Origin of the sequence: Calidifontibacillus oryziterrae (assembly GCF_000331575.1) — a bacterium.
In the GTDB taxonomy this organism is placed as follows: Bacteria; Bacillota; Bacilli; order Bacillales; family Bacillaceae_J; genus Calidifontibacillus_A; species Calidifontibacillus_A oryziterrae.
On record NZ_KB223527.1, the window covers coordinates 1,178,335 to 1,191,393 of the forward strand.

10 protein-coding genes are annotated in these 13,059 nt (G+C 37.8%); 5 read left to right on the plus strand and 5 right to left on the minus strand.

What is annotated here, in order from left to right:
- Window positions 1-86: 86 nt before the first annotated feature.
- From D612_RS0114415 to D612_RS0114435, 5 genes are all read left to right on the plus strand, one after another.
- On the plus strand, window positions 87-1,691 hold the full coding sequence (locus D612_RS0114415; protein ID WP_017756193.1) for an ATP-binding protein: 1,605 nt from the start codon (window positions 87-89) through the stop codon (window positions 1,689-1,691).
- On the plus strand, window positions 1,691-2,377 hold the full coding sequence (locus D612_RS0114420; RefSeq protein WP_017756194.1) for a response regulator: 687 nt from the start codon (window positions 1,691-1,693) through the stop codon (window positions 2,375-2,377). The genes D612_RS0114415 and D612_RS0114420 overlap by 1 nt, the downstream gene beginning before the upstream one ends.
- A 227-nt stretch (window positions 2,378-2,604) precedes the next feature.
- A complete protein-coding gene (locus D612_RS0114425; protein ID WP_017756195.1) occupies window positions 2,605-3,651 on the plus strand; it encodes a DctP family TRAP transporter solute-binding subunit in 1,047 nt (348 codons plus the stop codon).
- A 115-nt stretch (window positions 3,652-3,766) separates the two neighbouring features.
- Window positions 3,767-4,276 carry a TRAP transporter small permease gene (locus tag D612_RS0114430; RefSeq protein ID WP_017756196.1) on the plus strand — a complete coding sequence of 170 codons (510 nt, stop codon included), beginning with the start codon at window positions 3,767-3,769 and terminating at the stop codon, window positions 4,274-4,276.
- 1 nt (window position 4,277) lies between these two features.
- On the plus strand, window positions 4,278-5,693 hold the full coding sequence (locus D612_RS0114435) for a TRAP transporter large permease (protein ID WP_017756197.1): 1,416 nt from the start codon (window positions 4,278-4,280) through the stop codon (window positions 5,691-5,693).
- A 172-nt stretch (window positions 5,694-5,865) separates the two neighbouring features.
- Here the strand turns inward: D612_RS0114435 and D612_RS0114440 are convergent, their stop codons facing one another.
- The 5 genes from D612_RS0114440 to D612_RS0114460 all read right to left on the minus strand — a co-directional run bounded on the left by D612_RS0114440 (window position 5,866) and on the right by D612_RS0114460 (window position 12,884).
- The gene (locus tag D612_RS0114440; protein ID WP_017756198.1) at window positions 5,866-7,467 is read right to left on the minus strand and encodes an o-succinylbenzoate--CoA ligase; all 1,602 of its coding nucleotides are present in this window, start codon (window positions 7,465-7,467) and stop codon (window positions 5,866-5,868) included.
- 433 nt (window positions 7,468-7,900) lie between these two features.
- Window positions 7,901-8,719: a 1,4-dihydroxy-2-naphthoyl-CoA synthase gene (menB, locus tag D612_RS0114445; RefSeq protein ID WP_017756199.1), complete on the minus strand. Its 819-nt coding sequence runs from the start codon at window positions 8,717-8,719 to the stop codon at window positions 7,901-7,903.
- A 32-nt stretch (window positions 8,720-8,751) separates the two neighbouring features.
- Window positions 8,752-9,576, minus strand: a complete 825-nt coding sequence (gene menH / locus D612_RS0114450) for a 2-succinyl-6-hydroxy-2,4-cyclohexadiene-1-carboxylate synthase (RefSeq protein WP_017756200.1) — start codon at window positions 9,574-9,576, stop codon at window positions 8,752-8,754.
- A 114-nt stretch (window positions 9,577-9,690) separates the two neighbouring features.
- Window positions 9,691-11,472, minus strand: coding sequence for a 2-succinyl-5-enolpyruvyl-6-hydroxy-3-cyclohexene-1-carboxylic-acid synthase (menD, locus tag D612_RS0114455; protein ID WP_017756201.1), 1,782 nt, complete (start codon window positions 11,470-11,472; stop codon window positions 9,691-9,693).
- Window positions 11,469-12,884, minus strand: coding sequence for an isochorismate synthase (locus tag D612_RS0114460; RefSeq protein ID WP_017756202.1), 1,416 nt, complete (start codon window positions 12,882-12,884; stop codon window positions 11,469-11,471). Before D612_RS0114460 ends, menD begins: the two co-directional genes overlap by 4 nt.
- Window positions 12,885-13,059: the final 175 nt, after the last annotated feature.

Genomic DNA, 13,059 nt, shown 5'->3' on the forward strand with positions numbered 1-13,059 from the left:
TTAGATAATTCTATCATAACAAGTTTCACATGGTACAATTATCTTAGTACAATTGTTTTTAAAAAATAGACTTGAGGGAAATCGCTATGTTTCATAGAATACCAATACGTTGGAAAATAATGTCATTGATTTTAATGATTATGGTATTTTCAATTTTAATAGTTGGAGTAGGATTAATTGGAAATTTCATTAAAGAGAAAGAAGATGAATTACGAGAGCGTGCCCTCATTACCGCTAGAACAGTAGCTGAACTTCAAAAGGTAAAAACTAGTGTAAATGGGGAACCCGAGGCCCGAAAGACTATCAATTCAACAGTAGATCAAATTCGAATTATAAATGGTGCAAGCTATATTGTTGTTCTAGATATGAATAAGGTACGCCTTTCCCATCCGGTCGAAGCTTTAATTGGGACAGTATCGAGTGGCTCTGACGAAGGACCTGCGTTCGCTGAACACACTTATACTACAAAAGCAGTCGGAGATTCCGGTACGGCTGTTCGCGGTTTTGTTCCGATCATGAATGACGACCACGAACAAGTAGGTGTAGTTGTTTCAGGTTACATTCTTCCAACAATTCCTGAGGTTATTATAAGTCTTAAGTATGAAATTATGATAACCCTTGGACTATCAATTTTATTTGGAGGGTGGGGTTCCTGGATATTAGCAAATCATATTAAAAAGCAGTTGTTCCAGTTAGAACCACACGAAATTGCTAGATTACTAGAGGAACGCATCGAAACATTTAATGCAATGCATGAAGGTGTTGTCGCCATTGATACAAACGAAGTCATTACTGTTTTTAATGATCGGGCTAAACAACTTTTAGGAATAACAGGGGATGTAATCGGAAAAAAAATTGAGGATGTTATTCCAGATACGTTTCTCCCAGAAATATTGTCAATCAATTATCCGATATATAATAAGGAACTAAATGTAAGAAATCAAATCATATTGAGTAATCGAATCCCTATCAAAGTTAATCAAAAGACAGTAGGGGCTGTAGCTATCTTCCAAGATATTACAGAGGTAAAAAGACTAGCAGAGGAGCTTACAGGCGTGAAAGCATTTGTAAATGCTTTGCGTGTTCAAAACCATGAACATATGAATAAACTGCATACAATCGCTGGACTACTACAAATGGGGAACAAGGACAAAGCATTAGATTATTTATTTCAAATAACAGAGGAGCAACAGGAGCTTACAAAATTCTTAAGTAAAAACATCCACGATGATAGCCTATCAGGGCTATTATTAAGCAAAGTTAGCAGAGGAAAGGAATTAGGAATACAGGTAAAAATAGATCGAAATAGCCAACTAAACTGGTTCCCTGAACCACTTGACCATCATGATTTTGTGGTTATTATTGGTAACTTAATTGAAAATGCTTTCGAATCCTTCCAAGGCTTAAATCAACAGGATAAAGAAATTTTTATTAGCTTTGAGCAAGATGAAAATGTTACCTCTATTCTAGTTGAAGATAACGGCATTGGAATGGATGAAGAAACAAAGAAAAATATTTTCAAACATGGCTTTTCTACTAAACAAGCCGCAGGTCACGGAATTGGTTTATATTTAGTTCAACAAATCGTAAATAAAGCCCATGGAGACATTGTAGTCGAGTCAGAAAAAGGATACGGAGCAACATTTATCATTTCTTTTTACCATAGTGTCAACATTAGGAGGGATTTTTAATGGCTATCCATTCCTTTCGAGTCTTATTAATAGAGGACGATCCAATGGTGCAGGAGGTAAATCGTCAATTTATTGAAAAAATTGATGGCTTTACTGTTATTGGAACTGCTGCAAATGGAGCAGAAGGAATTGAAATGATCAAAAAATTAAAACCTGATTTAGTTTTTATTGATATTTTCATGCCAGAACAGGATGGTTTAAAGACAATCCATCAGATTAGAAAAGAGGGGCACTCTGTTGATATTATCGCAATTACCGCTGCAGCTGATATGGATACAGTTCGTCTAGTCTTACAAAACGGCGCGTTTGACTATATTATGAAGCCATTTAAATTTGAACGAATCAAAAAATCACTCGATAACTATCGAACCTTCCGGAATCAATTGCAAAATAAGAGTACACTTACGCAGAAGGAACTTGATGAACTACGCTTCGAGCGAGAAGAAAGCGAAAACAGTGACTTACCAAAGGGCTTAAATGTCGTGACATTAAATAAAATTATCGTATACCTAAACGATCAAGAACAGCCTGTATCAGCAGAAAATGTAGCAGAAGGCGTTGGACTTGCACGGGTTACAGCAAGAAGATATTTAGAATATCTCGAAAAATGCGGAAATGTGGCAATTGACGTCCAATATGGCGGGGTTGGCCGACCGATAAACCGTTATATAACAACTCGGAAATAATATTATAACATTCTTATATTTTTATTTTACAGACGGCAGCGATGCCGTTTTTTGTTGGTATTATCACGTTTTGAGTTTTGACCAAAAAGACCAAAAAATACATTATGACCAAATTATTAACAAAGAAACCGCTTTCCTGTACTATAATAGACGAATTCATAATTGGCAAAATACACTGAATTTTTGACCTTTTATGAATAAGCATAAAAATTATAGGGGGTTTTAGGATGAAAAAATGGCTTATGATGATGCTTGCAGCAGCTTTAATGATCGGTGTTTTAGCTGGTTGCGGCGCAAGATCACAACAAAGTGGCGGTTCAACTGAAGGAAGTAGTTCAGAAGGACAAGCTACTGATGAAAAAATTATCATTAAATTTTCACACGTAGTTGCTGAAAACACTCCAAAAGGTCAAGCAGCTCAAATGTTTAAAGAATTGGCAGAAGAATATACAAACGGTAAAGTAGAAGTTCAAGTATTCCCGAACTCACAGCTTTACACAGATGAAGACGTACTGGCTGCAGTACAACAAAATAACGTACAATTAGCAGCACCTTCAACATCTGTTGTAACAAAGCTTTATCCACAATGGACTTTATTTGATTTACCTTTCATTTTTAAAGATGAAGCTAACGTTCAAGCAGCAATGGAGAGCCCAGAAATTGGTGGAAAACTATTTACAATGCTTGAAGAGCAAAATTTACTTGGTTTAGCTATGTGGGATAATGGATTTAAACAAACTCACTCTAATAAAGCAGTAAGAATGCCAGAAGATTTCAAAGGGCAAAAGCTACGCGTAATGTCAAGTAAAGTATTAGAAGCACAATTCCATGCTGTTGGTGCAAACCCAACTCCAATGGCTTTCGGTGAAGTTTATAGCGCATTAGAGCAAGGTGTTATCGATGGTGGAGAAAACACATTATCAAACGTTTATTCTCAAAAAATGCATGAAGTTCAAAAATATTTAACAATGAGTAATCATGGTTACCTTGGTTATGCGGTTATTACGAATGCTGACTTCTGGAACGGTCTTCCTGAAGATGTTCGTGCAAGCCTAGAAAAAGCATTAAACGAAACAACTACATGGGTACGTGAAAATAGTGCGCGTGTTAATAATGAACAATTAGAGCTTATTAAACAAGCTGGAACGACTGAAATTATCGAATTAACTGAAGAAGAAAAACAAGCATGGGTTGATGCAATGACAACAATCTACGCTGACTTCGAGGGAGAAATCGGTAAAGACTTAATTGACGCTGCTAAAGCTCTTTGGTAATTCTTTTAAATTATGAAAAATAAAATAAGGGGCGTCATTGCCCCTTATTTTTTAAAGTTTGTTCTGACAAATTTCGACATTTATAAGAAGTATGGTAAAAGGGATGTGAAGAAAATTGAAATTCCTTAATACACTTTTAAACCGGACTGAGGAGGTTCTTTGCGGACTTGCTTTATCTTTAGCAACATCGTTAGCCTTTATTGAAGTTATTTTACGCAGAGGATTCGGTTCTAGTCTTGGTTTTACACAGGAAGCCGTAAATTATTTATTGATCTTTGTTGGCTTAATCGGTGCTTCAATTGGTGTCCGCGAAAAAGTACATCTAGGTGTAGATTTATTAGTACAGCAATTCTCTCCAAAATTTCAAAAAGCAATGATTATTTTTGTGTATTGCTTAAGTATTTTATTTTGCGTGATCGTTGCTGTCCTTGGTTATCAGCATGTGGCGATTTTACTACAATTCGGCCAAGTATCCCCAGAAATGGAAATCCCTATGTATATACCAAAAGGAATTGTTGCAATTGCTTTTACTTTAATGACGATTCGTTACCTTCAGGAAATGATTAAAGCAATTAAAACACCAACAGATCAATTATTAGCTCAGCAGGAAGAAGGTGTCCATTAAAATGAATACGACTCCTAACACAGCTGTCGAATCAATGATGAGATCCGGAACTATGCCCAAGAAGATTACTTCTATCTTTTTCATCTTATTGGCATTAGTTGGTGTCATTTATTCTTTCATGATAAATAGCGCAGCGCTAGCCGTGTTTACATTGTTATTCTTATTTTTATTCTTAGGTTTACCTATTGCAATCTCACTAGGTTTTGCATCCTTTGCAGTTATTTACTTTTTTACAACGGATCCACTACCAGATTTAGCAGGAAAAGTATTTTCCGGGATCAATAACTTCCCTTTAATGGCAATTCCGTTTTTTGTGTTAGCTGGTAACATCTTTACAACAGGTGGCGTCGCGAAACGTCTTATTAATTTAGCAAACGCCTTTATTGGTCATTTACCTGGTGGTATATCGATTGCGGCTATATTAGCGTGTGCGTTATTCGCTGCAATTTCCGGATCTTCTCCAGCAACAGTAGTTGCGATTGGTAGTATTATGATTCCGGCAATGGTGAAAATGGGCTTCCCAAGAGAATATGGAGTTGGATCGATCGCAACTGCAGGTTCCCTTGGGATACTCATTCCACCAAGTGTTCCAATGATTGTATACTGCGTAACAGTAGAACAATCTGTTGGGAAAATGTTCTTAGCAGGCATTGTGCCTGGACTTTTGCTCGCAAGCATGCTTGCTTTTGTTAGTTTTATTGTAGCGAAGAAAAATCAATATCCGTTGAGTCCAAAAGCAACCTTTTCTGAACGGATGAAAGCATTACGTGAGTCTATTTGGAGTTTATCACTGCCGGTTATCGTAATCGGTGGGATTTATTCTGGATTGTTTACACCAACTGAATCAGCAGCAGTTGCTGTTTTCATCGGTCTAGCTGTTGGATTATTCATTCATAAAGATTTAAAGCTTCATGATTTACCTAGGATTTTAGTTGAATCAACTAAAACAACAGCAATGTTATTCTTCATTATTACAATGGCTATGGTTTTTGCCCATATTTTGACACTAGAGCGAATCCCACACGAGCTTGTTGCAATGATTGAAGATATGAATATGGGGAAAATTGCGTTTTTATTAATCGTTAACCTTATTTTATTCATTGCCGGGCAATTTATGGAGCCGACAGCCATCATTACAATTTTGGCACCTATTCTTTTCCCGGTTGCAATGGCATTAGGAATTGATCCAATTCACTTTGGTATCATTATGATTGTAAATATGGAGATTGGGATGATCACGCCACCAGTTGGCTTAAACCTATATGTTGCCAGTGGGATTACGAAAATGCCACTTATTGATGTTACGAAATCAACTGGGCCATGGTTACTTGCAGTTGTTATCGCACTTGGTTTAATAACGTTTGTTCCGCAAATTAGTATATGGCTACCAGAATTCTTATATAGCTTACAACGATAAAATAAACGATAAAACAGTTTTCCATTTTCAATTCAAGCAAAAAGGCATGGGGAGATCTTTTCCTTAACGATTGAGGCAGGTTATGCTTCAAACGTTAGTAAAGAACATCCACATGCCTTATATTTTCTGATAACATGAAAGATATTGAGAATAATGTATTGAAGGATACTTGTTATTTCATAAGTTGCTTTAATTGGTGTCGCATTAATTTATTGGATGCATTTCTTGGGAGCTCATCTACAAAGTAAACTTGAGTTGGAACTTTGTATTTAGCTAATCTTTCCTTGCAATATGAGAAAATCTCCGATTCACTGACTATTTGACCCACTAATTTTTTTATAAAGGCGACAGGTACTTGTCCCCACTTTTCGTCTTCCATTCCAATTACACCTGCTTCATCAACAGCTGGATGGGCTAATAGTACGGACTCAATTTCTGCAGGATAAATATTTTCGCCACCAGAAATGATTAAATCACTGCGCCGATCTAAAACAAACAAAAAGCCGTCATCATCTAAATAGCCAATATCGCCTGTATAAAGCCAGCCATCTTTAATGGCTTTTTCAGATTCTACGATTCGGTTCCAATAGCCTTGTGCTACATTAGGCCCCTTAACGACAATTTCACCTGCAACACCCGGCTTAGTAAGCACGCCGTTTTTTTCGATCCGTAGCTGAACCGGGAATAAAGGTTTTCCAGCAGACCCAATCTTTACGAGCATATATTCTGAACTTAAGGTCGCTACCTGCGAAGCTGTTTCCGTCATGCCATATGTTTGGTATAGCGGAATATTTCGCTGTCTGCAGGATTGTAATAACGGCATGGGCGCTGGGCCACCACCTAGTAAAACACACCTTAAATGACTCGGATAGCTATCTCCACCTAACTCATCAATCATTCTCGTTAACATTTGACTAACTACTGATAGGATGGTTACTTTATGTTCTACAATTGAATCATTTATAATGTTGGCTTCGAATTTTTCATGTAAAACAATGGGAATTCCATAAAAAATACTGCGAAGCAAAATTGATAACCCACCAACATGGAAAAGTGGCAGGCAACAAAGCCATCTATCATCTTCGTGGATGCCTAAATTGAGCGATGAACCCACTGCATTCCACCAATGATTTCCGTATGTTAACATCACTCCTTTTGGGTTCCCAGTTGTCCCAGAGGTGTAAATAATTGTGTGCAAATCTGTTAAGCACCACTCTGAACGAGCTTCAAATGTCGTCTCGGTCAATTTTGAGAAGTGTTCTAATGAAATACACTTTTGACCGCTCCTTCTTACATCAGCATTACCTTGAAAATATGAGTGATCTTCCCTCGTACTACAGTTGCCAAACCTGTCCGTTTGTTGAGTAATTTCGTTCTTCGCTTTGTCTAAACGAACCTTATCGTTTTCGTAATTGTTGCACCACTGTTCTACCTTGTCTTTATAATGCAAATCAAAAATAAGCAGTTTCGTATTCGCATCGTTTAGCTGCCAAAGTAGCTCATGACTCGTTAATCTTGTATTTAACAGTACTGCTACTGCACCAACATGTTCAATCCCATGGATGATTGCCACGAAATCAGGTTTATTATCCAATAAAATCGCAATGTGATCGCCACTTTTTACCCCTAATGTCATCAGTTTCCTTGCAACTTGTAAAGACTTTTCATTAAGCTCAGAAAACGTCCATGTAACGTTTTTTGCAATTAATGCCATTCGATCTGGCGAGAGCTGTGCCCGCTTTTCTAGCCAATTTGGCATAATATCGTTCCCCATTGTGCGTTCCCCCCCTTCTCTTTATTTAATTTGCTAAAAAAGTATCGATGTTTGATTTATTAATACTAAATCTTGGCATCATTCGCACAAATTATTTTACTTACTATCACTTTTTTATTAACTGAGAATAGTTATTGTCGGAATTTACAATTTTATTGTCCGAAGTGAGATTTTATTGTCGGAATTTACAATTTTATTGTCCGGAGTGTACAGTTTATTGTCCGACTGCCAATATTTGGAACTAAGAACATTCTTCCAACATTATTTCTGCTGCTTACCACTATTCTAGGTTTCCCAACCGTAAACTAGTTAGCAAAAAACAGTTTAGCAAAATAATTGCTAAACTGTTTTACAGCTACCTTCAAAATTGAAACTTAAGAAATAGCGGAAATTTAACGATAATAGCACCCTTGTCCAATTTACAAAAATTCGATTATGGAAAGCGAGGGAACTGTTTGAAGTCTGGTGTACGCTTTTCTTTAAACGCATCGCGGCCTTCCTTCGCTTCATCAGTTGTATAGTATAAAAGAGTTGCATCACCTGCAAATTGCTGAAGACCTGCTAATCCATCCGTATCGGCATTCATTGCTGCTTTAAGGAAACGAAGTGCTGTTGGTGATTTTGAAAGCATTTCATTACACCATTGAATTGTTTCTTCTTCTAATTTTTTAAGCGGAACAACTGTATTCACGAGTCCCATATCTAACGCTTCTTGAGCATTGTATTGACGACATAAATACCAAATTTCACGTGCTTTTTTATGTCCAACAATACGAGCTAAATAACCTGATCCATAACCTGCATCAAAGCTACCTACAGTTGGACCTGTTTGTCCAAAAATCGCATTATCGGCAGCAATTGTTAAGTCACAAACGATATGCAAAACATGGCCTCCGCCAATCGCATAACCCGCAACCATTGCAACAACTGGTTTAGGAATCACACGGATTAATCGTTGTAAATCAAGAACATTCAAGCGTGGAATTTGGTCTTCACCAACATAACCACCATGCCCGCGTACTTTTTGATCTCCACCTGAGCAAAATGCTTGATCACCAGCACCTGTTAAAATGATAACCCCAACCTCTGCATCATCACGTGCATCGGCAAACGCATCAATTAATTCCATTACCGTTTTAGGACGGAATGCATTTCGGACTTCTGGACGATTAATGGTAATCTTTGCAATCCCATTGTATGTTTCATATAAAATATCTTCATATTGACGTTTTGCTACCCACTCCACTGCCATTCTTTTACCTCCTAAAAATATATATGTATAGACTATTTAATGTTAAGCTTACCCTTTAAATAATCCATTACTATTTTACCAAAAATCTCAGGTTGTTCCAGATGAATTGTATGACCTGCATCTTTAACAACAATAATTTTTGAATTTGGTAATCTTTTGTTCATTTCATTATTAATTCGGCAAAACTTTTTATCATCCTCTCCTACAATTAGAAGAACAGGGATTTGTAACGTTTGCAAATGCTCCCACCAAGAAGGCTGTACACCTGTTCCAAATCCGCGCAAACTGTTCCCTAAGCCAGCAACATCATTTTTTAATCTTTCTCTTCTTAGTCGCTGCCTTTTATCAAACGATAATATATCCTGTTGTGAACGAAACAGGGGTAAACCTTCCCAATAATCGATAAAAGCCTCGATACCTTCTTGTTCAATTTTCGATGCTAATTTATAATCATTGGCCTCTCTATCAGTCCGTTCCTTCTTTTCGCTTAAGCCAGGCGAACTACTTTCCAAAATAAGCGATTGCACCGAATTAGGGAACATTATAGTGAACGATAATGCTAATCGACCACCCATTGAATACCCTAAAACATGTGTTTTCCCAACACCCAAGGTATTTAAGATTGTTTGCAAATCAAGTGTAGCACATTCAGTTGAATAACGTTTACTATCAGGTGGATGATCGGTTTGACCATGACCAAGAAGGTCAACTAGGATCAGCGTAAATTGCTTACTCCATTCCTCAATAAAAGGATTCCAGCTCTGAATTGAGCCGGTAAAACCATGCAATACAAGGAGTGGGTCACCTTCCCCAACCACTTCAACATGATATTTTATTCCATTTACCTCCATAAACATTACACTACACCCGACCTACGCTCCAAAATTCATCCGCTACTAAATAAAGTAGTAGCTATTGTTCTGATTACAATTCCATCGCAAACCATATTCTTTTCACTGTACCAACAACCTTCACGATAAAATCCTTTTCGTTACATTGTGTGCGACCTGTTTCCAAATTTTCCGATGCTTATCGGCGTTTTCACGACGATCTGTCTTTACTTCGATCACCTGTAGGCCTTTTGCAGCAATACTCTGAAGAATTGTTTCCTGTAACGATTCCCATTCAGCCAAACGAATGAATTCACCGCCGTACATCTGAACAACATGGCGATAATCTAAACCTAAGGGCGTTCCGAATAACAGTTCAAAATTTTTAGGATGATCACTTTGTGGTAAAAATGAAAAGATTCCACCACCATCATTATTTACAATTACAATCGTTACATTTAGTTGGTGTAGCTTCGCTGCTAATAACCCATTTAAATCATGATAAAAAGATAAGTCACCAATGAGCAATACAAGCGGATCTACAGCTGTGCTGGCCCCTAAAGCCGTTGACACTAGTCCATCAATGCCGTTAGCGCCGCGGTTTGCAATAACGCGAATATTTTTATCGTTGTTAAAAAAGAAACTATCTACATCTCGAATCGGCATACTATTTCCAACAAACAAAGTGGAATGTTGAGGAAGACAATCTGCTAATTGCATGACAACCTGACCTTCGAAATGTTCCTCTTCATATCCTAATGTTCGCAATGTTTCTCGTGCCATATTGTTGGCTGAAATCCACAATGAAAGCCACATACTATCCGATCTGGGAATACTATTTCCATTATCCTTAGCTAAAGCCACCGTCAAGGATCTTGAGAACACAACAGGATCCGCATGGATAATCTCAGATGTAAGCAGCGTTGGGTCCCGCCACAACCCTTCACCATCAATAATGATTTGCCTAATGTTAGGATTGTTTTTCAAGAACAGTAGAACCGCCTTTGATATAGGCATTGCCCCAAATCTTATCACAACATCTGGCACGTATTGTGTTGCTATGTACTCATCCCGTAGAAATGCATCGTAGCTATCGAGAATCAGTTTTTTTGAATGGGAGCCGCTTCGAAGCTGCGATAACGGATCAGCAATGATCGGATACGATAATTGTTCAGCTAGCGAAATAATCGCTTCCGCAAACCCTGGACGATCATAGGGCCCGCAAATAATTAAACCTTTTTCAATGTTATGTAAGCTTTTCACCAAATCTTCTAGCTCAACATCATCATTAATTTGACCGATAGAACGAGTTACCTTCACAAATTGCTTTCTACCTTCAAGACCGATTCCCCACAGAGCCTCATCCTCAATATCTTTCATATGTGGTACAAGTGGTTCACGAAATGGGAAATTCAAATGAACAGGACCACTAGGTCCATGTATGGATGTTGATACAGCTCTAGCAGCTACTGTCCGTACATAGCGTAATAGGTCAGGTGTATCTTCAGGAATAGCCATTTCTACAAACCATTTTACTTGATTACCAAAAAAATGAATTTGATCAATCGCCTGCGGGGCTCCGACATCTCTTAGTTCATGAGGGCGATCCGCCGTTAAAACGATTAATGGGACTTGTGACTCCTTTGCTTCAACTACTGCTGGCATATAGTTAGCAACTGCAGTACCTGACGTACAAACAATAGCTACTGGTTCTCTTCTAGCCTTTGCCATTCCTAACGCAAAAAAGGCAGCTGAACGCTCGTCCACATTAAGCCAAACCTTAATTTCTGGATGTTCAGCAGCTACCATCGCAATCGGCGTTGATCTTGACCCAGGACTGACTACAATATGCTTAACATTGGATCTGACAAGTTCATCCAAGAATGCCGCGACATATTTTGTTAATGATTGATTAGACTTCATATAGATCCCCCTAAAGCAGATAGCATCGGTCTGAATTTCATCTCTGTTTCCTGATATTCACTTATCGGGTCAGAATCTCCAACAAGACCACAACCGGCGAACAAAGAAGCTTCATTACCTTGGATAAGACCTGAACGAATTGCCACAGCAAATTCACCATTTCCGTCCCCATCGAGCCAGCCTACTGGCCCTGCATACAAGCCACGGTCTAATGATTCAAGTTCACGAATCCTTTGCAATGCTCGTTCGCGCGGATAACCACCTAAAGCTGGTGTAGGGTGGAGCTTTTCAACTAGAGTTAACAAGGAAACCCCTTGTTTAACTTGTCCAATGACTGGCGTATATAAATGTTGAATATCTCTTACTTTGTATAGTATTGGCTGGCTTGGTACTTCTACTTTTTCACAGCCTTGCAAAAAAGCCCCCTTGATTGCTCGAACGACAACTTCATGTTCAATAAGATTTTTTTCATCAGTTAATAGTTCATGGCCTAAAATATCGTCCTCAGCTTCAGAGGTCCCTCGGGCAATTGAGCCGGCTAAACACGTTGTGAATGCCTGATTTCCTTCTTTTTTAATTAACCGCTCCGGAGATGCTCCAATAAAACAATCGGGGCCGCTCTCAATAGCAAAAATATAGCTTGATGGCTGTTCTTGCTTAAGCTGTTGTAATATTAGTTCAATCGAAAATCGTTCTATTATACTTTTCACACGTATTTCCCTTGCTAAAACAACCTTTTCAATTTCATGGTTACGAATTTCAGTTGTTATTTGCTTTACAGCTGCTAGCCATTCCTCTTTTGCAACCTCTTCGATGGTTAATGGGTTTGCTAATGGGCTATTTAAAACTTGACCGAGCGGCAAGCTGTTAGCCTGTATTAAATAGTTTTGCTCATCCAATAATTGAGATGTTACTTGTTGAGTGTTTGTATTTGGATGAACGACCATATTAATTGTAAGCCATACATCGTTGTTTTTAATGGTTAATAAATGTTTAGGAACAGTCATTTTCACATTAGGAAAATGTCTCCATAACGTTGATTTCTTTTTTACTGGATCAAAGGAAAATGCACCCATCAACACAGGGCCTACCCCAGATATTTTTGTGACAGGATCAACTACACTATGCGTTAAAAGTTGCAACCAATCTTGTTCAAGTTTTTTAAAATCATTATCTGTATTTGCATCAAATATATAGCTATCACCAATTCCGACTAATATAAATTGTCCGTTTGGATCTGACCAAAATGTTCTTTGCCAAGCATTCCCACGGGCAAAAAAAGCTATCGGATCAATTTCATTGGAATTAAAATGAATACTGTGACTTACTAAAATAGAGCGAGATAGAGCCTTTGCTTGTTCAACTCCAATAGCTATATTATCGTGTAACCCTTGATGCTGAATTGTAATCACTATTTCTCCCCCCAAAAAACGTACCATTCTTAATTGAAACTTATTTTAATATATATCATTGATTTTTTAGTGCCAGATTTTTTTCATATCAAAATTTTTTTCATATCAATAAGAAGTATAACGGTCTATTTGTATAATATCTAGTTTAACCTTATTTCTCACCCTAAACCAATAG

What these genes read in the sequence shown, in the direction of transcription:
- D612_RS0114425 (WP_017756195.1), top strand. Translation starts at nt 2,605, where the DNA reads ATGAAAAAATGGCTTATGATGATGCTTGCAGCAGCTTTAATGATCGGT.
- D612_RS0114420 (WP_017756194.1), top strand. Translation starts at nt 1,691, where the DNA reads ATGGCTATCCATTCCTTTCGAGTCTTATTAATAGAGGACGATCCAATG.
- D612_RS0114415 (WP_017756193.1), top strand. Translation starts at nt 87, where the DNA reads ATGTTTCATAGAATACCAATACGTTGGAAAATAATGTCATTGATTTTA.
- D612_RS0114440 (WP_017756198.1), bottom strand. Translation starts at nt 7,467, where the DNA reads ATGGGGAACGATATTATGCCAAATTGGCTAGAAAAGCGGGCACAGCTC.
- D612_RS0114435 (WP_017756197.1), top strand. Translation starts at nt 4,278, where the DNA reads ATGAATACGACTCCTAACACAGCTGTCGAATCAATGATGAGATCCGGA.
- menH (WP_017756200.1), bottom strand. Translation starts at nt 9,576, where the DNA reads ATGTTTATGGAGGTAAATGGAATAAAATATCATGTTGAAGTGGTTGGG.
- menD (WP_017756201.1), bottom strand. Translation starts at nt 11,472, where the DNA reads ATGAAGTCTAATCAATCATTAACAAAATATGTCGCGGCATTCTTGGAT.
- menB (WP_017756199.1), bottom strand. Translation starts at nt 8,719, where the DNA reads ATGGCAGTGGAGTGGGTAGCAAAACGTCAATATGAAGATATTTTATAT.